The 22,850-nt window shown below is 66.2% G+C and carries 17 protein-coding genes and 1 pseudogene; 10 read left to right on the forward strand and 8 right to left on the reverse strand.

Going from position 1 to position 22,850, the window contains the following annotated elements:
• The first annotated feature begins 39 nt into the window (after positions 1-39).
• From J3R73_RS24030 to J3R73_RS24045, 4 genes are all read left to right on the forward strand, one after another.
• Complete coding sequence (locus J3R73_RS24030; protein ID WP_307433177.1) at positions 40-930, forward strand: carbohydrate ABC transporter permease; 891 nt, start codon at positions 40-42, stop codon at positions 928-930.
• Between the two features lie 3 nt (positions 931-933).
• Positions 934-1,755: a carbohydrate ABC transporter permease gene (locus J3R73_RS24035; RefSeq protein ID WP_307433182.1), complete on the forward strand. Its 822-nt coding sequence runs from the start codon at positions 934-936 to the stop codon at positions 1,753-1,755.
• A 31-nt stretch (positions 1,756-1,786) separates the two neighbouring features.
• Complete coding sequence (locus J3R73_RS24040) at positions 1,787-2,560, forward strand: SDR family NAD(P)-dependent oxidoreductase (RefSeq protein ID WP_307433185.1); 774 nt, start codon at positions 1,787-1,789, stop codon at positions 2,558-2,560.
• A 212-nt stretch (positions 2,561-2,772) separates the two neighbouring features.
• A complete protein-coding gene (locus J3R73_RS24045; protein ID WP_307433188.1) occupies positions 2,773-3,615 on the forward strand; it encodes a DeoR/GlpR family DNA-binding transcription regulator in 843 nt (280 codons plus the stop codon).
• 7 nt (positions 3,616-3,622) lie between these two features.
• Here the strand turns inward: J3R73_RS24045 and J3R73_RS24050 are convergent, their stop codons facing one another.
• Positions 3,623-4,522, reverse strand: a complete 900-nt coding sequence (locus J3R73_RS24050) for a LysR family transcriptional regulator (RefSeq protein WP_307433190.1) — start codon at positions 4,520-4,522, stop codon at positions 3,623-3,625.
• Between the two features lie 290 nt (positions 4,523-4,812).
• Here J3R73_RS24050 and wrbA point away from each other — a divergent pair, with 290 nt between their 5' ends.
• Together wrbA and J3R73_RS24060 are read left to right on the forward strand one after the other, a co-directional pair.
• Positions 4,813-5,442: an NAD(P)H:quinone oxidoreductase gene (gene wrbA / locus J3R73_RS24055; protein ID WP_307433192.1), complete on the forward strand. Its 630-nt coding sequence runs from the start codon at positions 4,813-4,815 to the stop codon at positions 5,440-5,442.
• Positions 5,443-5,498: 56 nt separating this feature from the next.
• Complete coding sequence (locus J3R73_RS24060) at positions 5,499-5,918, forward strand: DoxX family protein (RefSeq protein WP_307433194.1); 420 nt, start codon at positions 5,499-5,501, stop codon at positions 5,916-5,918.
• Positions 5,919-6,000: 82 nt separating this feature from the next.
• Here the strand turns inward: J3R73_RS24060 and J3R73_RS24065 are convergent, their stop codons facing one another.
• Together J3R73_RS24065 and J3R73_RS24070 are read right to left on the reverse strand one after the other, a co-directional pair.
• The gene (locus tag J3R73_RS24065; protein WP_307433195.1) at positions 6,001-7,179 is read right to left on the reverse strand and encodes a CaiB/BaiF CoA transferase family protein; all 1,179 of its coding nucleotides are present in this window, start codon (positions 7,177-7,179) and stop codon (positions 6,001-6,003) included.
• A gap of 73 nt (positions 7,180-7,252) precedes the next feature.
• On the reverse strand, positions 7,253-8,725 hold the full coding sequence (locus J3R73_RS24070; RefSeq protein ID WP_307433197.1) for a cryptochrome/photolyase family protein: 1,473 nt from the start codon (positions 8,723-8,725) through the stop codon (positions 7,253-7,255).
• A 165-nt stretch (positions 8,726-8,890) separates the two neighbouring features.
• Here J3R73_RS24070 and J3R73_RS24075 point away from each other — a divergent pair, with 165 nt between their 5' ends.
• Positions 8,891-10,105: a TCR/Tet family MFS transporter gene (locus J3R73_RS24075; protein WP_307433201.1), complete on the forward strand. Its 1,215-nt coding sequence runs from the start codon at positions 8,891-8,893 to the stop codon at positions 10,103-10,105.
• A 46-nt stretch (positions 10,106-10,151) separates the two neighbouring features.
• On the opposite strand, the gene J3R73_RS24080 is transcribed toward J3R73_RS24075, so the two are convergent.
• The 4 genes from J3R73_RS24080 to J3R73_RS24095 all read right to left on the reverse strand — a co-directional run bounded on the left by J3R73_RS24080 (position 10,152) and on the right by J3R73_RS24095 (position 17,497).
• Positions 10,152-14,417 carry an autotransporter outer membrane beta-barrel domain-containing protein gene (locus J3R73_RS24080; RefSeq protein ID WP_307433203.1) on the reverse strand — a complete coding sequence of 1,422 codons (4,266 nt, stop codon included), beginning with the start codon at positions 14,415-14,417 and terminating at the stop codon, positions 10,152-10,154.
• 12 nt (positions 14,418-14,429) lie between these two features.
• Positions 14,430-15,548, reverse strand: a complete 1,119-nt coding sequence (locus J3R73_RS24085) for a TIGR03032 family protein (RefSeq protein ID WP_307433206.1) — start codon at positions 15,546-15,548, stop codon at positions 14,430-14,432.
• A 456-nt stretch (positions 15,549-16,004) separates the two neighbouring features.
• Entirely contained in the window at positions 16,005-16,382 is a 378-nt protein-coding gene (locus tag J3R73_RS24090) for a response regulator (protein WP_307433209.1), read from the reverse strand.
• A gap of 62 nt (positions 16,383-16,444) precedes the next feature.
• Positions 16,445-17,497, reverse strand: coding sequence for a sensor histidine kinase (locus J3R73_RS24095; protein ID WP_307433212.1), 1,053 nt, complete (start codon positions 17,495-17,497; stop codon positions 16,445-16,447).
• A 637-nt stretch (positions 17,498-18,134) separates the two neighbouring features.
• Between J3R73_RS24095 and J3R73_RS24100 the strand changes: the two genes are divergently transcribed.
• Entirely contained in the window at positions 18,135-21,653 is a 3,519-nt protein-coding gene (locus tag J3R73_RS24100) for an HNH endonuclease (RefSeq protein WP_307433215.1), read from the forward strand.
• Complete coding sequence (locus J3R73_RS24105; protein ID WP_307433218.1) at positions 21,641-22,114, forward strand: DUF6985 domain-containing protein; 474 nt, start codon at positions 21,641-21,643, stop codon at positions 22,112-22,114. Before J3R73_RS24100 ends, J3R73_RS24105 begins: the two co-directional genes overlap by 13 nt.
• Before the next feature lie 46 nt (positions 22,115-22,160).
• Here the strand turns inward: J3R73_RS24105 and J3R73_RS24110 are convergent.
• Positions 22,161-22,262, reverse strand: a pseudogene (locus J3R73_RS24110) (IS5/IS1182 family transposase); the annotation flags it as partial.
• 169 nt (positions 22,263-22,431) lie between these two features.
• Between J3R73_RS24110 and J3R73_RS24115 the strand changes: the two are divergent.
• The gene (locus J3R73_RS24115; protein WP_307433221.1) at positions 22,432-22,815 is read left to right on the forward strand and encodes a RidA family protein; all 384 of its coding nucleotides are present in this window, start codon (positions 22,432-22,434) and stop codon (positions 22,813-22,815) included.
• Positions 22,816-22,850: the final 35 nt, after the last annotated feature.

Below are 22,850 nucleotides of genomic sequence, written 5' to 3' on the forward strand. Positions count from 1 at the left end.
CCGTGACATCAGACGTGCCAGCCCTCGAGGACTCCCCGCATGGCAATCAGCATGATCTCCCGCCGCAAGGGGGTGGGTGTCGATACGCGTCCGCTGCTGGCCCCTTCGGTCATCCTGCTGCTGGTCTGGATGATCGTGCCGCTGGCGATGACCATATGGTTCTCGTTCCAATATTATAATCTGAACTATCTCGACCAGACCGGCTTCGCCGGCTTCGACAACTACCAGTACCTGCTGGAGGATCCCGGCCTCGCCAAGGCGATCCTCAACACGATCATCCTGGTCGTCAGCGTGCTGGCGATCTCCGTGGTGGTGGGCGTGATCGGCGCCGTCCTGCTCGACCAGCCGGTGTGGGGGCGCGGCCTTGCCCGGCTGTTCTGCATCGCGCCCTTCTTCGTCATGCCCACGGTGAGCGCGCTGGTGTGGAAGAACCTGCTGATGCATCCGGTGAACGGCCTCTTCGCCTGGATCTCGCGCTCTCTCGGCCTGCCGGTGATCGACTGGATGAGCGACCTGCCGCTCGCCTCGGTGATCATCATCGTGGCCTGGCAATGGATCCCCTTCGCCCTGCTGATCCTGCTGACCTCCCTGCAATCGCTCGACCGCGACCAGATCGAGGCGGCGCGCATGGACGGGGCCAACGGCCTGCGGCTGTTCGTCTACATCACCCTGCCCCATCTCTACCGCGCCATCACCATCGTCGTGATGATCGAGACGATCTTCCTCCTCTCGGTGTTCGCCGAGATCCTGGTGACCACGGTGGGCGGCCCGGGCGACGCCTCGACCACCCTGCCCTACCTCATCTACAAGACCGCCCTGCTCGACAACGACATCGGCGGCGCGTCCGCGGGCGGCATGCTCGCCGTCGTGCTCGCCAACATCGTCGCCGTCTTCCTCGTCCGCACCATTTCCCACACGCTGGAGGACTGAGCGATGCGACCTTCCCTGCGATACCGGATGATCGTCACGGCGCTGTGCTGGCTCATGACCTTCCTCCTGTTCTTTCCCATCCTGTGGATGGCGATCACCGCCTTCAAGACCGAACAGCAGGCGATCGCAGCGCCGCCGCTGCTGTTCTTCCGGCCGACGCTCGGCAATTTCGAGGAGATCCTCGACAGCGCCGACTACCTGCATTTCTTCGCCAACAGCATCATCGTCTCGGTCGGCTCGACCCTGGCCGGCATCGTCATCGGCCTGCCGGCGGCCTATGCGCTCGCCTTCTTCCCGGGCAAGCGCAGCAAGGACCTCCTGGTCTGGATGCTCTCGACCAAGATGATGCCGGCCGTCGGCGTGCTCGTGCCGATGTATCTGATGTTCCAGTATCTCGGCCTGCTCGATTCGCGGATCGGCCTTCTCGGCCTCTACACGCTCGTCAACCTGCCGATCATCGTGTGGATGCTGTTCACCTTCTTCAAGGACGTGCCCAAGGAGATCCTGGAGGCGGCCCGCATGGACGGCGCCGGGCCGCTGAAGCAGTTCGTCATGCTGCTCCTGCCGATGACCATGCCCGGCATCGCCTCCACGGCCCTGCTCTCCATCATCCTCTCCTGGAACGAGGCGTTCTGGAGCATCAATCTCACCGTCACCCAGGCGACGCCCCTCACCGCGTTCATCGCCCGCTTCTCCAGCCCCGAAGGCCTGTTCTGGGCCAAGCTCTCCGCCGCCTCGCTGATGGCGATCGGGCCGATCCTGGTCTTCGGCTGGCTGACACAGCGCCAGCTCGTCCGCGGCCTCACTTTCGGCGCGGTCAAATAGTTCATCGTCCAATGCAAGGAAAGCATGCGTCATGTATCTGAAGAAATTCGACCTGAGCGGACAGACCGCCTTCATCACCGGCGGCGGGCGCGGCATCGGCCTTTCCACCGCGGAGGCCCTGCTCGAATGCGGAGCGAAGGTCGTCATCTCCGATCTCGATCCGGCGGTGCTGGCGGCCGGGCGCGAGGAGCTGGCCGTCAAGGGCTGGACGGTGGATGCGGTGCAGCTCGACGTCACCGATGCCGACGCGGTCGGCCGGGCGGCCCGCGAGGCCAATGAAAACCACGGCGCGATCGACATCCTCATCGCCAATGCGGGCATCGCCTGGCCGGACACCCCCGGCGAATCGATGTCGGACGAAGTCTGGCGCAAGGTGATCGACGTCGACCTCAACGGGGTCTACTGGTCCTGCCGCGAATTCGGCCGGGCCATGCTGGAGCGCGGCAAGGGCTCCATCGTCACCACCGGCTCGATGTCGGGCCTGATCTCCAACAAGCCGCAGCGCCAGGCCCACTACAACGCCGCCAAGGCCGGCGTGCATCATCTCACGCGCTCGCTCGCCGGCGAATGGGCCGAGCGGGGCGTGCGCGTCAACACGGTGGCGCCGACCTATGTCGACACCGCGATGTCGCGCGGCGGCTTCGACAAGCCCGAGCTTTTTTCGGTCTGGATGGACTACACGCCGATGAAGCGCGTCGCCCGCTCCGACGAGATCGCCGCCGCGATCCTGTTCCTGGCGAGCGATGCGTCGAGCGCGATGACGGGATCCCTGCTCGTCGTCGATTGCGGCTACACCATCTGGTAAGGCACGGCCGGCATTCGTCGCGGTTCGATCGGACCGGGGGGCGTCATGCCAGGGCGCCCGACGGGCGAGCCCGGTGCCCATGGACATTGTCCTGCCGAGGTCATGGTAATGGGCTCCGGCCTTCCGCTTCGCTCGAGCCGGAATGACGCATTCTTCGATTCGATCTAAAACCGTGACGCTTTGAAACGGACCGGATTCCACGGGAGCCTGCAATGGACGCCCCTGCCAAACGCGTCGAGATCATACCGGCCAAGCGCCGCGCCATGATTCTCGAACATCTGCGCATCAACGGCGCGGCGTCCATCCAGGAACTGGCGGAGGCGATCGGCGGCTCGCAATCGACCATCCGGCGCGATCTCGAGCAGCTGATGGAGGGCGGCTATCTCGAACGCACCCATGGCGGCGCCCTGCTGGTGCCCCCGCTACAGGCGACGTTCGAGCGGGAATCCGCCATCAACGCCCATCTGCAGCGGGCGCAGAAGATCGCCATCGGCATCGAAGCCGCCCAGCGTCTGAACACGCGCGAAAGCGTCATCTTCGAGAGCAGTTCCACCGTGATGGAAGCGGCGCGGGCCGCGCTGACGCGTGACCTCACCCTCACCGTGGTGACCAACAGCCTCGACATCGCCCTGCTCGCCTCCGGCGTCCCGAGCTGGCGCGTGATCATGCCCGGCGGCACCATCCGCCCCGGCGGCTGGCGCGCGCTGACCGGCGAGCCGGGCGAGAGCTTCTTCCAGACCGTGCATGCCGATCTGTGCTTCACCGGCGCCTATGCGGTGACGGGAAACCTCCTCACCGATGCCGCGCTGGAAGTGGCCTCGCTCAAGCGGGCGATGATCCGCTCCGCCCGCCGGACCATCGCGCTCGTCGATAGTTCCAAATTCACGGCGCCGGCCTTCTCGACCTTCTGCGACCTTTCCGCCATCGACGAGCTCATCACCGATGACGGCATCCTGCCGGAGCACCTGGCCTCGCTGCGATCCTACAACGTCAAGGTGACGGTGGTGCCCGTCAGGGACGTCCCGGAGGCAGGGCTGAAGCGGAATTCGGGCTGAGCGCCGCTCACACCGGGGCCAGCGTGTCCTTGAGCCTGTCCAGGAGCCAGCGGGCGGCGGGGCCGGGAGGCGAATTCGTGCGGTAGATGCTCTGCAGCCGATAGATGGCATTGTCCCAGGCCGTGACCGCGAGACGGACGAGCCGGCCATTCTCGATGTCGTCGCGCACCATCTCCTCGGGCATGCTGCCCCAGCCGATGCCGGCCTTGAGCAGCGCGTATTTGGCGCCGAGATCGGCTAGGCGCCAGGTCTTCATCGCCATGACCTGGAAGTCCTGGCCGCGCGTTAGGGAGGAGCGGTCGGTCAGCACGAGCTGGATGTGGTCCCGGACATGCATGTCGGCCTCCTCACCCATCCGGCTGAGGGGATGGGAGGGAGCGGCGACGGGAATGAGGCGGACCGCGCCGACCTGGCTGCGCCGCAGCTCGACATGCTGGAATTCAACCGGGCCGCAGATGCCGACATTGGCGATGCCGTCGAGGACATGCTGCGTCACGGCGCCCAGGGCCTCGACATAGAGCCGGAGCGCCACGGTCGGAAACTCGATCTGGAAGGCGTCGAGCACCTGCACCAGGCTGCAGGGCGGCAGCATGACGTCGACCACCAGCGCGACCTCGGCTTCCAACCCCGCATGCAGCCCCTTCGCCTTGGCGACGAGATCGCCGAGCCGCATGGTGATGGTGCGGGTGTCTCCGAGAATCGCCCGCCCCGCTTCGGTGAGCGCCGGCTTGCGCGTGCTGTCACGGTCGAACAGCTCGAGGCCGAGCTGGGCCTCCAGGTTGGCGATGGTGTAGCTGACGACCGAGGTGGCCCGCCCGAGCCGGCGGGCAGCGGCGGCAAAACTGCCGGCATCGACGATGGCGAGGAAGACCTGGAGTTGGTCAAGGGTTGGACGGGGATCCGACATATCAACTTTCTCGAACGTAACGGTCGATATTATCCAGATTTTCTTGTTTGGCCAATTGCGGCATATGCAGCGGCGTACGCGGCCCGCGCCGTCTCCGGCGGCGTGGATGCCGGATCGAATCCTGCTCGCCGCTCTCCGGCGGCGAGCGCCATGGAACTCCGCCGATGAGCATCACCGCCCTTTTGAGCCGATTGCTCGGCAGGAAAGACATTTCACCCCCAACCTCTTCTCCCCAAACCTCTTCTCCCCCAGTCGCCGATCCCCGATCGGCTCCCGCGAAGGAACATCCCGTGTCCCAGCCCAAGATCCTCATCGCCTTCTACTCGCGCTCCGGCGTGACCGAAGCCCTCGCCAACGCCATCGCCGACGGAGCCCGCGCCAGCGGCGCCGAGGTCCGCCTTCGCCGGGCCCGCGAAGTGGTGAGCGCCGAGGCGATGGCCAAGGCGCCCGGCTGGACCGAGCAGGCTGCCGCCCTCAACGCCAAATATGAGGCGCCGACGGAAGATGACGCCGAATGGGCCGATGCCATCATCTTCGGCACGCCCACCCGCTTCGGTTCGGTTTCCTCCGAGCTCAAGGCCTATATCGACAGCCTCGGCGGCCTCTGGTTCCAGGGCAAGCTCAACGGCAAGGCCGGTTCGGTCTTCGGGTCGACCTCCACCCCGCATGGCGGCAACGAATCGACGCTGATCTCGCTCTACAATCCGATGGCCCATCTCGGCCTGATCATCGTGCCGCTCGGCTATGCCGATCCGGCCATGTTCAAGAGCGGCACGCCCTATGGCGCCTCGTCCGTGTCCTTCAACCAGGCGACGCCGCCCACCGCCGACGACCTCGAGGTCGCCAACTTCCAGGGCCGCCGCGTCGCCTTCGTCGCCAAGGCCCTCAAGGCCGCCCATATCACCGAAACCAAGTCCTGATATAATGAGGCCGGCGGCCATGAACCGCCGGTCCTCTTCCAAACAGAGGTAACACCATGTCTGCCGACACCCGCTACACCCCGCTCATCGGGCGCATCCTGATCGCCCTCATCTATGTCATGAGCGGCTGGATGAAACTGACCGCACCCGCCGGCACGATAGCCTACATCGCCGCCGCCGGCCTGCCCATGCCGGCCGTCGCCCTGGTCGTCGCCATCGTCATCGAACTGATCGGCGGCATCCTGCTCATCGTCGGTTACCAGACCCGCATCGTCGCCCTGCTGATGGCGATCTTCACGGTTGCCGCCGCTTTCGGCTTCCACAGCAACCTCGCCGACCAGAACATGTTCATCCACTTCTTCAAGAACATCGCGATGACCGGCGGACTGCTGCAGGTCGTCGCCTTCGGCGCCGGCAGCCTGAGCCTGGATGCGAAATTCGGCAACGCCAAGGGCCTGCGCGGCGTCGCCGCTTAAGCGAAGGGAGCGCGGACATCCTGTCCGCTCTTCAAACGCGACGCCTACAAAGGGCGGATAGGATATCCGCCCTTCGATGTGCCTACCCCATCTCGCCGAGCCTCGGGCTGGCGAGATGGGCGACCATCGCCTCACCGTCGAGCAGGATCGGCGTGCGGACGGACGGAATGACGCCGCCTTCGACCGCCGGCTCGGCGAGGCCGACGACCATGCCGCGATGGACCGCCTGCGGATCGTGCAGCGCGTCGGCGACCGAATTGATCGGCCCGGCCGGCACGCCGACCGCCTCCAGCGCCGCCAGAAGATCGGCGCGCGTGCGCAGCCCCGTGAGGCCGCCGATGAGGCCGGCGAGCGCATCGCGGTTCTTCACCCGGTCCTTGTTGGTGAGATAGTCCGGATGACCCGCGAGGTCGCCGATGTTCAGCACCGCGCATAATCTGGCGAACTGGCCGTCATTGCCGCAGGCGATGATCAGATGGCCGTCGCTCGCCGGGAAGACCTGGTAGGGCACGATGTTGGGATGGGCATTGCCCATGCGCTTCGGGCTCTTGCCGGAAGCCAGATAGTTCATCGCCTGGTTCGCCAGCACCGAGAGCTGCACGTCGAACAGCGCCATGTCGACATGCCCGCCCAGGCCCGTCATCTCGCGGCGGCGCAAGGCGGCCTGCACGCCGACGACGGCATAGACGCCGGTGAAGATGTCGGCGAAGGCGACGCCGATCTTCTGCGGCTCGCCGTCGGGATCGCCGGTGAGGTCCATGATGCCGCCCATGCCCTGGATCATGAAGTCGTAGCCGGCGCGGGAGGCATAGGGCCCGTCCTGGCCGAAGCCGGTGATCGAGCAGGTGATCAGCCGCGGGTTGATCTTCCTCAGGCTCTCATGATCGAGGCCGTATTTCCGCAGGCCCCCGACCTTGAAATTCTCCAGGACGATATCGGCCTCGGCGGCCAGCGTCCGGACCCGGTCGGCCCCTTCGTGCGCCTCGAAATCGATGGCGACCGAGCGCTTGCCGCGGTTGCAGGAATGGAAATAGGCGGCACCGAGATTTTCACCCTCGCTGCCCATGATGAAGGGCGGGCCCCAGCTGCGCGTGTCGTCGCCCTGCCCCGGCCGCTCCACCTTGATCACCTCGGCGCCGAGATCGGCGAGAAGCTGGCCCGCCCAGGGGCCGGCGAGGATGCGCGCCAGTTCGAGCACGCGCACGCCGTGCAGGGGCTTGGGAGGCTGCTGGTTCGGAAGGTCGGCGATCGGTGTCCACATCAGCGCTGTCTACAATCGCCATGCGCCGCCGCCAAGCCCTCTTTGCCGCCAAGCCCCCTTCGCCGAAGGGCCGTCATGCGCGCATGTCGCGCCATGCCGCGAGGGCCCGCTCCCTGGCGAACTCGTGCGCGACGATCGGAAGAGGATAGGTCTCGCCGAGTGCCACGCCGGCCGCGGCCAGTTGCTCCTTGCCCGCCGTCCACGGGCGGTGGATGACGGCTGCCGGCAGGCACGCCAGTTCGGGCACCCACCGCCGCACATAGTCCCCGCCCGCATCGAACTTCTCACCCTGCAGGATCGGGTTGAGGACCCGGAAATAGGGCGCCGCGTCGGCGCCGCTGCCGGCGACCCATTGCCAGTTGACGGGATTGCTGGCGACATCCGCATCGACCAACGTGTCCCAGAACCAGGCTTCGCCCTCGCGCCAGTCGAGCAGCAGGTGCTTGGCGAGAAAGGACGCCGTGACCATGCGGACGCGGTTGTGCATCCAGCCTGTCGCCCATAATTGCCGCATGCCGGCGTCGACGAGGGGATATCCGGTCTCGCCCCGCTGCCAGGCCCGCAGCGCCCGCTCGTCGCTGCGCCAGCGCATGGCGTCGAAGCGGGGCTGGAGGTTGCGGCGGGCGAGATCCGGCGCCTGGTGCAGCAGATGGTAGGCGAATTCGCGCCAGCCGAGCTCGGCGAGGAACTTCTCGACGTCCCCTTCGCTGGCCCGGGACCTTTCGGAAAGCCGCGCCGCCGTCACCGCATGCCAGACCTGGCGCACCGAGACCTGGCCGAAGCGCAGATAGGGCGAAAGACGGGATATGGCGGCGGAGGCCATGTGATCCCGGCCGCCGGCGTAGCCTTCGAGGCCGTGATCGAGGAAGGTATCGAGGCACGCGGCCGCCCCGTCCTCGTCTCTCCGCCAGGCCGTGCGCAGGCCGCCGGCCCAGTCCGGCTTCGCCGGCTCCAGGCCGAGATCGCCGAGCCCGACGAAGCGGCGGCGCGTCTCCTCCGGAAGAGCGAAGAAGGAGAGCCTTTCCGGCGGCCGGAGGGGCTGACCCGGCGCCCCGCGCTGGCGGGACGCGCGCCAGAAGGGTGTGAACACGCGGAAGGGCTGGCCGGAGCGGTTCTCCACCGCCCAGGGTTCGTGCAGCAGGGTGCCGCTGAAGTCGAGGGAGGCGACGCCGCGCGCCTCCAGCAAGGCGTCGAGGCGCGCGTCGATCGCCCGGCCGGGCTCGTCATAGCGGCGACAGCGATAGACGGCGGCGGCGCCGACCGCTGTGGCAAGGGCGGCGATGGCCTCCTCGGCCGGGCCGCGCAGGAGATGCAGCGCGCCGCCCCGGTTCGCCAGGGCGCGGTCGAGACCGGCAAGCGCCCCGTGCAGCCACCAGCGCGCCGCGCCGCCGGGCGGGCGCGGCGCGCCCGGCCCGTCCTCGTGGACATAGACGCAGATGAGGGGCCGGGCGCTGGCCGCCGCCGCATGCAGCGCCGGGTTGTCGGCCAGCCTGAGATCGTTGCGGAACCACATGATCGCCGGCGGAGAAACATCGGATACGGTCACGAGCGATACCTTCGGACGATGAATGAAAGCCGTGCCGCCGTCGAACGACACGGGGGCGGGACGCGAGCGGTCCCCGCCGTTCCCTTATACGGCTTCGCGCGTCCTGCGGTTCGGAGCTGCCGCCGCAATCTGTTATGAAGCGCCCGCCGCCCCCGGGATCCCTCGATGACCGATTCGAAAACGAGCCCCCACGCCCTCACCTTCGTGCTGATCACCGTGCTGATCGACATGATCGGCCTCGGCATCATCATTCCCGTGCTGCCTCGCCTGATCGCCGACATCGCCCATGTCGACATCGCCCAGGCCTCGATCCTCGGCGGCTGGCTGTTCGTCGCCTATTCCGCCATGCAGTTCCTGTTCGGCCCGGTGATCGGCAATCTCTCCGACGCCTTCGGGCGCCGCCCGGTGCTGCTGGTCTCGGTCGCGGGCCTCGGCATCGACTATGCGCTGACGGCGCTGGCGCCGACGATCGGCTGGCTGTTCGCCGGGCGCCTGATCGCCGGCCTCTGCGGCGCCTCCTACACCACGGCGAATGCCTTCATCGCGGACATCACGCCGCCCGAGGGGCGGGCCAAAGCCTTCGGCATGATCGGCGCCGCCTTCGGCATCGGCTTCATCATCGGCCCGGGCATCGGCGGGTTTCTCGCCACGTACGGCGACCGCGCGCCCTTCTATGCCGCGGCGGCCTTCTCGATCGCCAACGTGCTCTATGGCTGGTTCGTCCTGCCGGAGACGCTCTCCAGGGACAAGCGCCGCCCCTTCGCCCTTGCCCGCGCCAATCCGCTCGGTGCGCTCATAGCCTTCCGCCGCCACCCCGTGCTCGTCGGCTTCGGCGCGGCGCTGTTCCTCCACATGCTGGCGACCAACGTCTATCCCGCCGTCTGGGCCTACTACACCATCTATCGCTTCGGCTGGACGGAGTGGCAGGTCGGCCTGTCGCTGACGGCGTTCGGCGTCGTCACGGCGCTCGTCCAGGGCGGCCTCGTCGGCCTGTTCATCCAGCGCTTCGGCGAGAGGCTGGCGGCCGTCATCAGCCTCTTCGTCGAATGCGTCATCGCGATCGGCTACGGCCTGGCGACGCAGGGCTGGATGATCTATGCGCTGCTCGTCATCGGCGCCCTGCAGGGCATCGCCATGCCTGCCATCAACGCCATGATGACCCGGCAGGTCGACGAGCGCACCCAGGGCGAATTGCAGGGCGCGATCTCCAGCCTGATGGGCATCGCCGCCATCATCGGCCCGGCGCTGGCGACGCAGCTTTTCGGCCTGTTCGCCGGTCCCGGCGCCGTGATCGAGCTGCCGGGCGCTCCGTTCTTCGCCGCCGCCATCCTCTCGGTCGTCGCGCTGTGGCTGTTCGTCGGCGTGCCCAGGAAGGCATAGCGCGAGCGGGTCCGCCTTCCGCCGGAGGCCGCCGCCCGCAGCGGCCTCACCACCTGTATCTCAGGCCGGCCGTGCCCGTGATCGTGTAGCTGTCTCCCGCCCCGGAGGAGAGGGCGGTGGCATAATAGGCCTCGCCGTAGAGGCTCCACCTGTCGTTCCAGGCATAGGTGCCGCCCAGCCCGACTTCGCCCCACAGCCGCTTGTCCTGCTGGGTGAGCGTGTTGCCCGCCACCACCACGGAGGTCCCGTTCAGGAACGCGTAGGAGAGGTTGACGACACCATAAAGCTGCAGGCGGCCGCCCGGACCGACCACGTTCCGCCAGTTCGTGAGATTCTCCACCCGCACCCCGACCCGGCCCTTCAGGCTGTCGCCGTCCCCGATGGAAATGCGCGTATCGTTGAGGTCGGTGAAGGGGGAGAAGTCGACATGGGTCCAGGCCAGCTGCGCCTGCGGCACGACGGCCCAGCCGGAGCCCATCTCGAAACGCTTGCCGGCTTCGAGGCTGAGCACCGAAGACCAGCCCGAATTGCTGCCGTCCGGCTTGTTGGAGAGGTCCGTGTCATACCAGGTGAACTGCCCGACCGCGTCGGCGTAGAGACCGTCATTGCCGAGCCACGTCAGGTCCGCGCCGAGACCGTAGCCGGTCGAGTTGATCTTGCCCTTGGCCCTGGCGGCGCCGGTGACGGGATCATGGCTGATGTCGACTTCGGCGCTCGAGGTGCCGACGGTGGCGTAGGCTCCCATCGTGACCTGGCCGGCTGCCGTCTCGGCGGCGGTGCCTTCATAGCCCGCCTGCAGGAAGCCGATCGACTGGGTGTAGGAGGAACCGGTCCTGGGATCATGGGCGCCATATTGGCCGCCCATGCGGCCCCAGGCACCGGCGCCCTGGATCACCGGCCCGCCGGCGGCATAGCGCATCGCCTGATCCGACGACAGGTTCACCGCCACCTGCGGTGCGCCGCCGGGCCAGACGCGGTTGCCGGCGCGCTGCTGCAGCGTGCCCAGCGTCGCCTCGGCGAAGTTCACCAGCGTGTCGGCATAGGGCCGGATCGTCTGCACGGAGGCATTGAGCTTGCCGGTCGAGCGCAGATACCAGTTCTGGTCGTCGGCGTTGGGGGTCAGGCTGCTGTAATAGAGCCCGTAATCATAGATGCCGGCCCCGACCGCAGCGTTGAGGTAGAAGGCGTCCGACGTCGAGGTGCCCGTCACCTCCACCACTTCGACGCCGTTCGCCGTGGTGAGGCCGCCGAGACCGCCGGCATTGTTGACCACCAGCCTGGTGGAGCCGGAGGCATCGCCTTCGATCACCAGCACGTCCGAAAGCGAGCCGTCCGTACCGATGACGGTATCCAGCTCGACCGTGCCGCCGGTGCCGACGAAGTTGCCGTCGATCGTGGTGGTATCGCCGGCCCGGCCGTCCAGCATGGTGAGGATGCCGGCATTGGTGAACGTGCCGACGTCGGAGAAGGTGGTCTGCTGCGCCGCCGACGCATCATCGGCGGCGATGATGGTACCGCCGGCCTCGTTGGTCACGCCGTTGCCGGCGGTCAGGGCGCCGAATGTGCTGGTGCCGCCGGCCGTATCCCAGATACCGGCATTGTCGACGGTGCTGCCGAGGTCGCCGAGCGCCACCGTGCCGATGAGCCGGCCGGAATTGGTGATCACGGTGGCACCGCCCGCCGTCTCGATCGCCAGGGCGGAGGAGGAAGCGGAGCTGTTCCGCACGGTGCCGGAATTGTTGATGGCGATGGCCTGGCCCGCGCTGGACACCGCATCGATGCCGCTGGCGCCGCCCTGCGTCACCCCGGCGGTCGTGATCGTGGTTGCGCCGACGCCCCCATTGAGGGCGTAGATGCCGATATTCGTCCCCGTCACCGCCCCTTTCGCCGTGATCGTGATCACGCCGGTGCCTTCGCTCAGCGCGGAGATGCCGATATTGGTGCCGGTGACCGTGCTGGCCGCGCCGGTCGTGATGATCAGGTCGGCAGCGGAGGCGGCATTCTTGGCCTCGATACCGTCGACGCCGCTCACCGTGCCGTTGACGGTGATCGTCGTCGTGCCGATGCCCTTGTTGAGGGCGTAGACGCCGATATTCGTCCCCGAAACCACGCCGTTGGCCGTGATCGTGGTCGCGCCGGTGCCGTCATTGAGGGCATAGATGCCGATATTCGTGCCGGTGACCGTGCTGGCCGCGCCGGTGGTGATGATCAGGCCGGCGGCGGTGGCGGCATTCTTGGCCTCGATGCCGTCGACGCCGGAGACCGAGCCGTTGACCGTGATCGTCGTCGTGCCGCTGCCCTGGTTGAGGGCGTAGATGCCGATATTGGTGCCCGTCACCGTCCCGTAGGTCGTGATCGTGGTCGACCCGGTGCCGTTGTTGACGGCGACAATGCCGTCGACGCCGGATACGGCACTATCGTCGCCCGTCGTGATGATCAGGTCGCTCGCCGTGCTGGAATTGGCGGCATAGATGCCATCGGCGCCCGTCCCGGTCACGGTGCCGTTAGCCGTGATCGTCGTCGCACCGGTGCCGTTGTTGACGGCATCGATGCCAAAATTCGTGCCCGTCACCGTGCTGGCGGCGCCCGTGGTGATGATCATATCCCCGGCGGTGCCGGAATTGACCGCTTCGATGCCGTCCTTGCCGGTCACCGTCCCGTTGGCGGTGATCGTCGTCTTCGTGCCGGTGCCGCTATTGAGCGCGTAGATACCGATATTAGTGCCCGCCACCGTGCCGTTGGTCGTGATCGTGGTCACGCCGGTGCCGTTGTTGACGGCCGCGATACCGTCGACACCCGATACGGTGCTGCCTGCACCGGTCGTGATGATCAGGTCGGTCGCGGTGCTGGAATTGCCGGCATGGATGCCGTCTGCCCCCGTCCCGGTCACGGCGCCGTAGGCCGTGATCGTCGTCGCACCCGTGCCGTTGTTGAGAGCCAGGATGCCGCCCGTGCCCGACACATCGCTGCTCGCGCCGGTCGTGATGATCAGATCGGTCGCGGTGCTGGAATTGCCGGCATAGATGCCGATGGAGGCCGTCCCCGTCACAATTCCGCCGGCTGTGACGATCGTCGCGCCGGTGCCCCGGTTGAGGGCATAGATGCCGAAATTCGTGCCCGTCACCGTGCTGGCGGCGCCCGTGGTGATGATCATGTCCCCCGCGACGCCGGAATTGATCGCTTCGATGCCGTCCTTGCCCGTCACGGTGCCGTTGGCCGTGATCGTCGTCGTCGCGCCGGCGGCGTTGTTGAAGGCATAAATGCCGATATTCGTGCCCGCCACGGTGCCGTTGGTCGTGATCGTCGTCGCGCCGGTGCCGTTGTTGACGGCCAGGATGCCATCCGTGCCCGACACATCGCTGCCCGCGTCGGTCGTGATGATCAGATCGGTCGCGGTCGCGGTGTTGCCGGCATAGATGCCGACGGATGTCGTCCCCGTCACGATTCCGCCGGCCGTGACGATCGTCGCGCCGGTGCCCTGGTTGAGCGCATAGATGCCCATCGCCGCGCCCGTCACCGTGCTGGCGTCGCCCGTGGTGACCGTCAGTTTGGTGCCGGTGCTGGCGTTGACGGCTCTGATGCCATAGGCGTTCGTGCCGGTCACGACCCCGTTGGCCGTGATCGTCGTCACGCCGGTGCCGTTGTTGAGGGCGTAGATTCCGGCATTCGTGCCGGTCACCGTGCCGGCCGCGCCCGTCGTGATGATCAGGTCGCTCGCGGTGGCGCCATTGATCGCCTCGATGCCGTACGCGCCCTGGCCCGTCACATTCCCGTTCGCGGTGATCGTCGTCGCGCCGGTGCCGTCGTTGAGGGCATAGATGCCGATATTCGTGCCCGCTATCGGACCGTCCGCGCCGGTGGTGATGATCAGGTCGGTCGCGGTGCTGTCGTTGACGGCGTGGATGCCGTCCCCATCCATCCCCGTCACGGCCCCGCTCACCGTGATCGCGGCCGCGCCGGTCGTCTTGTTGAAGGCATCGATGCCGTCGACGCCGCCCTTGATCACCGAATTGTAGTTGTCGGTGAAGGAGAGCGACGCTCCGCTCGCATTGATCGTGATGGCGGTCGCGGCGGTGGAGCTCGAATCGATGCCGAAACCGGCGACGGTGGAGGCCCCGAAGATCGGGCTGACGAAATCGAGGGTGAGAGGCGTGTCGGAACCGGCAGGGGTGGCGGCCGCTCCCGAACACAGATAGCTCCCTCCGGCCGCCGTGCAGCTTCCGGCGACGGCCCGGCCATAGCCCGTCAACAGGGCGCCCGCCATGGCGGTACCCAGGATCAGGCGGTGGCGCAGGGAGTGGGTAACGGCCATGATGGCTCCGCGTCAAGCGATGGCGTGGGATGCGAGCAGGTCGCCGGGCGATGCGGGTGCCGTCTGCGATACACCGTCGAAGGTGATCAGGCCGGTGACGTCGCCGGAACCGGGGCTGACGGCCATCGGACAGGCGGTGCCGGGCAGGAAGGCGACGTCGTAGAGTTCGCCGACCTGGCCGTCGATGCGCAGCCAGTCGACGCAGCTGCCCTTGTCGAGATCGATGACATGGATGCCGCACCAGGGCTCGGAATCGGCATCCTTCAGGCGCTGGTCGAGCGCCAGGCCCTCGAAGCGCTTGTAGCGCGGCTTGGACAGGCCGACGAAGGCGTGACTGCCGTGGAAGGCCAGCCCGCGCAGGAAGCCGGGGCAGAACACGCGCGGCTCGAACCGGCCCATGCCCCTGGCGGGACGCCTGACCACGCCGAGTTCGCCCGTGCCGCTGTTGAGCACCCACAATTCGCCTCTGTGCACCCGCGGCGAATGCGGCATCGACAGCCCCTCGCAGACGACCTCATCGGTGCGGACATCGACGACGACGCCGCCCTCGGCCCGCCGGTCCCGCCAGCCATCGACGGTGTCGGAGCGGCTGACGGCCGTGACATAGGCCGGCTTGCCGCCGTCCATGGCGAGGCCGTTGAGATGGCAGCGGTCCTCGTCGACCAAAGCGGAGATGAAGGACGGCTTCCACACCATCTCGAAACTATGCTGCGGGGAGACCGTGGCCAGGCAATTGAAGCGGGTGTTGACGAAGACGACGCGCCCTTCGCCGTCGACGCCGACATCATGGGCGTCGAGTTCGCCGGTGACGTGGATGGTGCGCGGCATGAAGCAGGCATCGAATGTGTGGTTGATCCGCTCATGCGGCCGGAGCCCGCTCCGGAAGCGCATGATCGTGGCGCCGGCACACAGCGTCAGCCCGCCGGCGGCATCGAAGGCCAGGCCCATCGGCTTGAGGATGGCTGTGGTGTAGAGATGCGCGCCGCCCTTGGGATCGCGCCCGAGCATATAGAGCAGGCCTGACTGGTAGGACGTGAATGCCAGCGAGCCGCCCAGACGGGCGAGTGTCGCGACGAGTCCCGGCGAGAGCGAATAGTCGACCGCTGCGGGCGCCTCTTTCGGCACCGCCATTTCCGGTTCGATCGCTGGCTGCGGGTTCGTGGGCAATGTCGCACGCTGCTGGGGAGGCACCGGCTGAAGCAGCCGCCGATCGAACCGTCGCATCCGACGACCGGCGGCGGCACAGCAGAAACGCCCGCCATTCCGATGAGTGAACAGATTAGTGAGGACAAACTCTTGGGAACAAATAGGACAGCGCCGCGATTCACGAAGTGCTTGACGGACGGAGATAAACAAGCGGAGTCGGGCCTGTCAATCAGCATGGCGCTGGAAAGGCCCTGCCCCGCCAGCCATCTGGCGCCCGCGGCGTTACGCCGGGCGTTTTGCGTTCCCGGATGCCTTCGTCGTCCTCGCGCGGGCAAGGACAGATCCGGCGTCGTCCCGCGGGAAGACGGTCATGAGTTTCGCCGGGCTGAGGATCTCATCAAGGAAGAGCCGCCGGATAGTCGAGATCCGCTGCGGTGGCATTCATGGCGCAGGCCCGTCGGAAAGCAGCGCGATCATCGCTCCGACGATCATGCCTTCCTGGTAGGGTTTGGAGAAAAACCGGGCGTTTGCGGGAAGATGGCTTTCATTGATGATCATCTTGCCCGATGCCAGGATCAGCTTCACCAGGGGCCAGCGGCCCCGGATGTAGTGGGAGAGCTTCAGCCCATCCATGGTGCCCGGCATTTCCACATCCGTGAACACGAGATGGATATCCGGGCGGGCTTCGAGAAGCAGGATTGCTTCATCCGCGCTGCCGGCTTCGAGTGCCTCGAAACCTGCCGCGTCGACGAGATCCACAGCGCACATCCGGATAATCGGATTGTCCTCGACGACCAGAATGACTCGGCGGTTTTGCATGCACGACCCGGCTTAGGAAGGCGAAACGTGAAGCTCGCCCCGATTGCGTGAAAAGGCGCCTGCTATGCGGCAGCGGGCAGATCGCTATCGCCACCGGCAGCCTGATCATGAACAAGGGTGATGGTGGTGCCGGGATTGCCATCGTCGACGCGAACGACACTGCCCAACTGCTTGGAGAGCGCTTCGACGATGCCGGTTCCCAGCCCCGGCTTGGGCTTGTCGGCGCCGGTTGACATGCCCACTCCGTCGTCTCTGACCGACAGAGTCCAATTCGCCCCGATGGAACGGTAATCGATGGCGATCGTGCCGCGCCGATAGTCGGGAAAGGCATATTTGAGGGCATTGATGACGAGCTCGGTGACGACCAGCCCGAGACTCACCGACTCATTTGCAGCCGCGACGCTGTCATCGACGGTCACGATGATCGACAAGCGGGTGGGATCGAAGATCATCGACGCGCCGAGGCTTTCGCAAAGCTGAACGAAATAGGGGCGAAGCGGCACGTCGCCCGGTTCATACACTGCCAAATGGCGCTGAACGGCGGCAATGGACATGACCCGGTGATGCGCATCGTGAAGGTGTCCGCGGGCCTCTTCGGACTGCACCCTGCGGGCACTTCGCATCAGCAGGCTCGCGATGATCTGGAGGCTGTTGGCGACCCGATGCTGTATTTCCTGCAGAAGGACCGCCTTTTCCCGAAGGAGTTCGTCTTTTTGCCGAGCTTCGGCGCGAGCGACGGTGACATCGGTTATCGCCAGCAGGATCCGGACGTAGCCGGCGTCCCCCTCGTCGAGTTTGCGCGCATTCAGCACCAGATATCGGGGCTTCCGGTCTTTTCGGACGAGATCGATCTCATAGGCCTGGATCTCGGCGCTGCCCAACGCGGTAGCCTTCAGCAGCGAGCCGAGTCTCGGCATGTCCCATTCGCCGTCACCCAGCTCTGAGAGCCTCCGCCCGGTAACGCTTTCCGGAGTGATCTGGAAGGTTCGACAAAACGACACGCTGGCTGCGATGATCGTGAGATCGCCGGTGAGAAAAAGCAGGGGTTCGTTGGACCAGGTGATGACTGCAAGGGTACTGGCAGCTTCTGCATGGGGAATGTTGGCGGGCGCCATAGTCAGGCCCTCGGGGACCGAAGGCTCGCGAAGCGAAAGCCGTAGCTCGGCAGCAATAATGGGCACCGCCTGTTCGCTGCATGCCGTAAATTCACGTTAACACACCAGCTGCCCCCCTCCTAAATGATTCAATGGCATCCGGGATCACGCGCGTCGCGCCGAGCGGCTCCGCCCTCCTTCGCGCCGACCATGACGTCGACGGCGACGCCGTAGGGCGGATCGTCGAAACGGGCGGCACGCTGGCGAGGCTCTCGATGGACCGAGGCGTCCGGCCGCATGGCGCGAGCGGCTGCCCTCCTCCCTCGCCTTACGGCTGCCGATCGGCCCACGGCTTCGACGCGGTCAATGGCGAATACAGCCGGCCCTCGCCTCGCCAGTCAAGAACAAATAGAGAACAAATCTTGACGTCGTCCCGCAGCCCGTGGGATAAGAAAGCATGACGACATCTGGCGCCCGGAGCTTTGCTTCGGGCGTTTTGCATTTTCGGACGCCTTCGTCGTCTTCGCGCGGGCATGGCCCGCGCGCCCACAGGTCCGGCGTCGCCCCCTGTCCCGATCCCGATCCGCACTGACTGCCCGGCCCGCTCCCGAACCCACCCGGCCCGCCCTCACCGGCGGGCTTTTGTTTGGAGCAAGCCTTGCCCCGCTTTCCCGATTACGTGGCGCAGGAGGGCCTTGCCGTGCCCGCCGCGCCGCAGATCCAGGCCTATGACGACGCCGCCAAGGCGCTGCAGCAGCTCGGCCAGACCGTCGGCGACGTCGCCGCCCGCTGGCTGGCGCGCCAGAAGCAGCAGGCCGATTTCGACGACCAGGTCGCCTTCCAGCGCCACACCCTCGCCCAGGACCAGGCCCTGCAGCAGGCCCGGGCCGGCATGGCGCCCGAGGCGACCGGCTTCCATGACGCCGTCATGGCCGGCCGCGCCCAGGCGGACGATGCGTTCCTCAAGACCGTCTCGCCCGCCAACCGCCAGACCTATGCCGGCCTGCTCACCCTCGACCGCGACCGCACCTCCCTCGCCGCCGCCCGCATGGAATTCGAGGGACGCGGCGCCTATGAGCAGGCCGCCTTCGGCCAGTCGGCCGCCGCCATGGCCGACCAGGTGCGCGTCAGCCCGGGCCTGCTGCCCTCCGCCCTCGGCGTGCTGAAGGCGCAGCAGGCCAACCAGTCGAGCGTGCCGCCGGCGGTCCGTGCGACGCAGTGGACGGCGACGCAGCAGGCCCTGCAGACCGCCGGCTGGCAGGGCCGCCATGGCGACGATCCCTCCGGCCGGGGCCTCGCCGAACTCGGGATGACGCTCTCGCCCGAGGACCGGGCCGTCCTGCCGCTCATGATGGACGAAGGGCCGGTTGATCCCAGCGTCGACACCCTCACCCCGGCGCAGCGCCGGCAGCTCGCCCTCGACTGGCAAACGAACCAGACCCAGAAGCAGGCCGCCGCCCAGGCCGATATCGCCGGGCTGCAGCAGCGCCTCGCCGACATGCCGCTCGCCGGCACGCTCCAGGGCCCGCCGCCGGACCGAAACACCTTCATCGCCGCCTATGGCCCCGAGGAGGGTACCCGGCGCTTCGACGAGGCCGATGCCTTCGTCAGCAAGGATGCGCCGGCGATCACCGCGCTGCTGCATCAGCCGGACCGCGCCCAGGACGCCGCGCTTGCCCACTACGCCGCCACCACCGCCTCTGACGGCCAGCGCTTCCTCGCCAACGCCGCCGCCGCCGTCGCCCGCTACCGGGCCGCGCGCGCCGCCGACCCGGTCGGCACCCTCGGCAAACTCTATCCCGCCCTCGCCCGAAGCTGGCAGGCCCTCGAAGGCGCCGATCCCGCCACGCTGCGGCAGAACCTGCCCGGCCTCGTCGACCGGACGGCCGCCCTGATGGACGCCGCCGGCGTGCCGGCAGGCGAGCGGCGCTATCTGCCCCGGGCCATGGCCTCCGCCATCGTCGGGGCCTTCGCCGATACGAGCAGGCCGATGGCCGAGCGCATCGGCCCGCTGCGCGACACCATCGCGGCGATCCGCGATCCCGCCCGGCAATATGCCCTGTTCCGGCAACTCGTCGATGGCGGCATCCCCCGCCTGCTCGAACCGGCCGTCGCCGCCTATGCGCGCGGCGACAATGCCGCCGCCGGCCGGCTGTTCGCGGCCGTCCTGTCCGATCCGGGACAGACCAGCGCCATCGGTGCCGCCGCACCGGCGAGCCCCGTCGCGCTCGACAACGCCGCCATTCCCCCGGCGCCGCCCCGCCCCGGCGCCGGCACGGACATCGATCTGTCCGCGTCGGCGGCGAGCCAGATCGCCCACACCGCCGGCATGGCGGGCATCGACCCGTCCCCGATCGCGCAGGCGCTCTTCCCGCGCCTGGTGCGCAACAACCTCAAGACCAATGGCGGCGACATCCCCGCCGCCAACGCCCTCGCCGCCGCCGACCTGCGCAAACCCGGCGGCAGCGATGCTCCCATCCGCTACGCCTACCTGCTGCGCACCGACAAAAGCGGACCGGGCCAATCCGGCATCCTCGTTCCGAAGCCCCAGGCACCGGAGGATGGCGGATCTGCCATCAACAGCGGTGCCGCAGACACCCAGGCGGCCGGAGCCGCCTCCGCTTCACCGGCGATCCCTGCCGGTAGTCACTCCTATCGGGCGGACATCACCTTCGCAAACCAGGATCCCTACGGTCCGTCACACTACCTCAACCCCTCATGGATGACCGACCCCGACTATCTCCGGGCGGTATGGGCGGAGGACCAGTCTCTCGACGATATCCAGCAGGCTTATCGGGATGCGCAGGCGCGGGGCGACAGGGCGGCTCAGCGAAGCTACGCCATGGCCTATGTCGCCAAGGAACATCAGCAAAGTCCCACCTGGATGTGGTTCGACGACAGGGCTCGTGCCGTGTCTCGCGGCATTCCCATCGTCGGCGGGGCCGCCGACGAGTTTGAAGCCGGACTGAATGCGCCCCTCTCCGCCGTCATCGGCGACGGCAAGGCCTATGAGGAGGCGCTCGACTATCAGCGCGCCCGCGACAGCTATTTCGACCAGAACTATCCCTGGACCTCCAACGCCCTCCAGTTCGCCGGCACCGTCGCCGGGACGGCGGCATTTGGCGCGCCATCGTCGCTTGGCGGCAGCGCCGCGATGGGGGTCGCCATCGGCGGAGCGGATGGCTTCATGCGCGGCGAAGGCGGCTTCCGGAACCGCATGGAAGCCGCCGCTTGGGGCGCGGCGGTCGGCGGAGTCATGGGCGCCGCAGCCCCCCTCGCCGGCCGGGCAGCCTCGCGCCTGGGCCGATCATTGGCGGACAAATATCCCGCCATGTTCCGGCAGGCCGGACAGCGGGCCGCTGAGGCCAATACGCCCGTTCCGGCGAAAGGCAAAGCAGACACACCAAGCCCATCGCCACAGCAATCTGCCGGGCCGCCAGAGAATCCGCAGCCGGAGGCGGCCACTGGCGCCTCCGTTGACAAGAACAAAACAGGATCATACTATTCCGCTCGTCCCGACTATTCCGGCGCTCTGACGGACGGGTACCGCAAGGCCGGTGACACCACCATTCTTGGCCCGTGGGGCCCTTTAGCAAAGGTAGCCCCCCAGGCGAAAATCTACTTCAATCGCTCCCGGACCATGGCATTTTCGTTTGACGAGCAGACAGGCAGCGTGACAAGGATCAATACAAGCCTCAAGCAAAGGCTCGATCAATCTGGGAACAAATCGGGAACATGGATAGCCGGCGAAAGAGGCAATGGTCACTTTCTCTCAAACAATCCCGAGGCGAGAGCCGCAACGAACAATAAAGGCGTTGAATACGTCGACGGATCGGGCAAATTCGACCCCCACTCCCTTGCTGATGTAGAGCTCGAGAATATGTCGGCAGATAGGAGAGAAAATTTTAAAAACGGAGACATTTTAGTCTCCAAAAACCCCGCCTTGATAGAAAAGCTGGGCATCCAAGCAGGAAACAAATCCCTCGGTGTAACGCGAAGGGACGTCGAAATTTGGCGCGAGGATAACGGCTATACATGGCACGAACACCACAATTTACGGACTTTGCAGCTCATTCCCAGCATTATCAACAACAACCACCCTCACTTCGGTGGAATCGGTGAAATTAACGCCGCGCGACGGCTTTACAATGAGGAGATAAAACGGTGGGCACAATAGAAGATCCTGTTTTTGGAAAATTGTGGTGGGATGGTTTATCCTGGAAACGTGAGTATGATGCGTTTATATTTGGAGAAGACAGAACCGTCATTTTAGTCGTCGACGAAGATTCCGGTCCCACGGCTGCACAACAGGAGATTTTCGTTAAATTTTATAGGCATAAAGATCAATGCATCAGGGATATCGAAAGATCCATCTACGCATATTATCTTTCAATTCTAGATGAAAAGAGAGCTGATTTGGGAGACGTCGCCGATGAAGAAATGCCCATTGTGTCGAATATAAACGAGTTGGGCGCTTTAGTTCCACTAGAGCAGATAGTTATCAAAGATCCGTATTATGGAGACGACAAAATTATCGCCCTTCTATTTGGCTGCACCTGGGATGATAGCCACGGGTTGGGCGTCAAATTGACAGATAACAAGGTGACGGACGTAGGTCAGCAAGATATCGTCCTTTGAGGCACGCACCGTACTTGGTCAGCCATCGGCGGCGATTGAGTCAGGCGCCGCCGCAATCTTGTATATCGGCGGCGTGGACGACGGCCTGCATCGGCAAGCCCTGCGTATCGACGAGGTGATGCATTTTCCCACCCCTGATCTTCTTCCCGTTCTGGCGGTCGATGATCCGACAGCCGGTCTTCTGGTACGACATGGCCCCGCTTCTCCGGCCCGTTGGTCATTTTTGAAGTCACGCCTCCCCTTCGACTTCGACAATCTGGCACTCCCCTGCAGGTTCGGATGCAGTCGTGCCTCTCTTCCACACAGGAAAGATCGCTATGCGTGCACTCTCCCCCTCGACTGTTCGTCCCCCTCTGGCGCGATATAGCCACGGCCTTGCCGTACCGGCGAACCATCGTTGGGTCATCACCGCGGGGCAGCTCGGCATCGATCTGGAGGACAGAGTTCCTGCGGACAGCGAAGCACAAGCCGAAATCTGCTTTGCAAATATTGCGGCCATCTTGGCCGAAGACGGCATGACGATGGAGAACGTCGTCCGCCTCAGCGTCTATGTGACAGCCCGTGAGCATATGGAAGGCTACAGACGCGCACGGGACCGGCACTTCCCGGGAACGCCGCCGACGACCACGCTGATCATGGTGGCTGGCCTGGCGAGGCCCGAATTCGTGATCGAGATCGAGGCCATTGCCGCCGCCCCTTGAATTCTCGACGGCCGCCGCAGGAAGCTGGGCAGGTA

Source organism: Labrys monachus (assembly GCF_030814655.1).
Taxonomy (GTDB): Bacteria; Pseudomonadota; Alphaproteobacteria; order Rhizobiales; family Labraceae; genus Labrys; species Labrys monacha.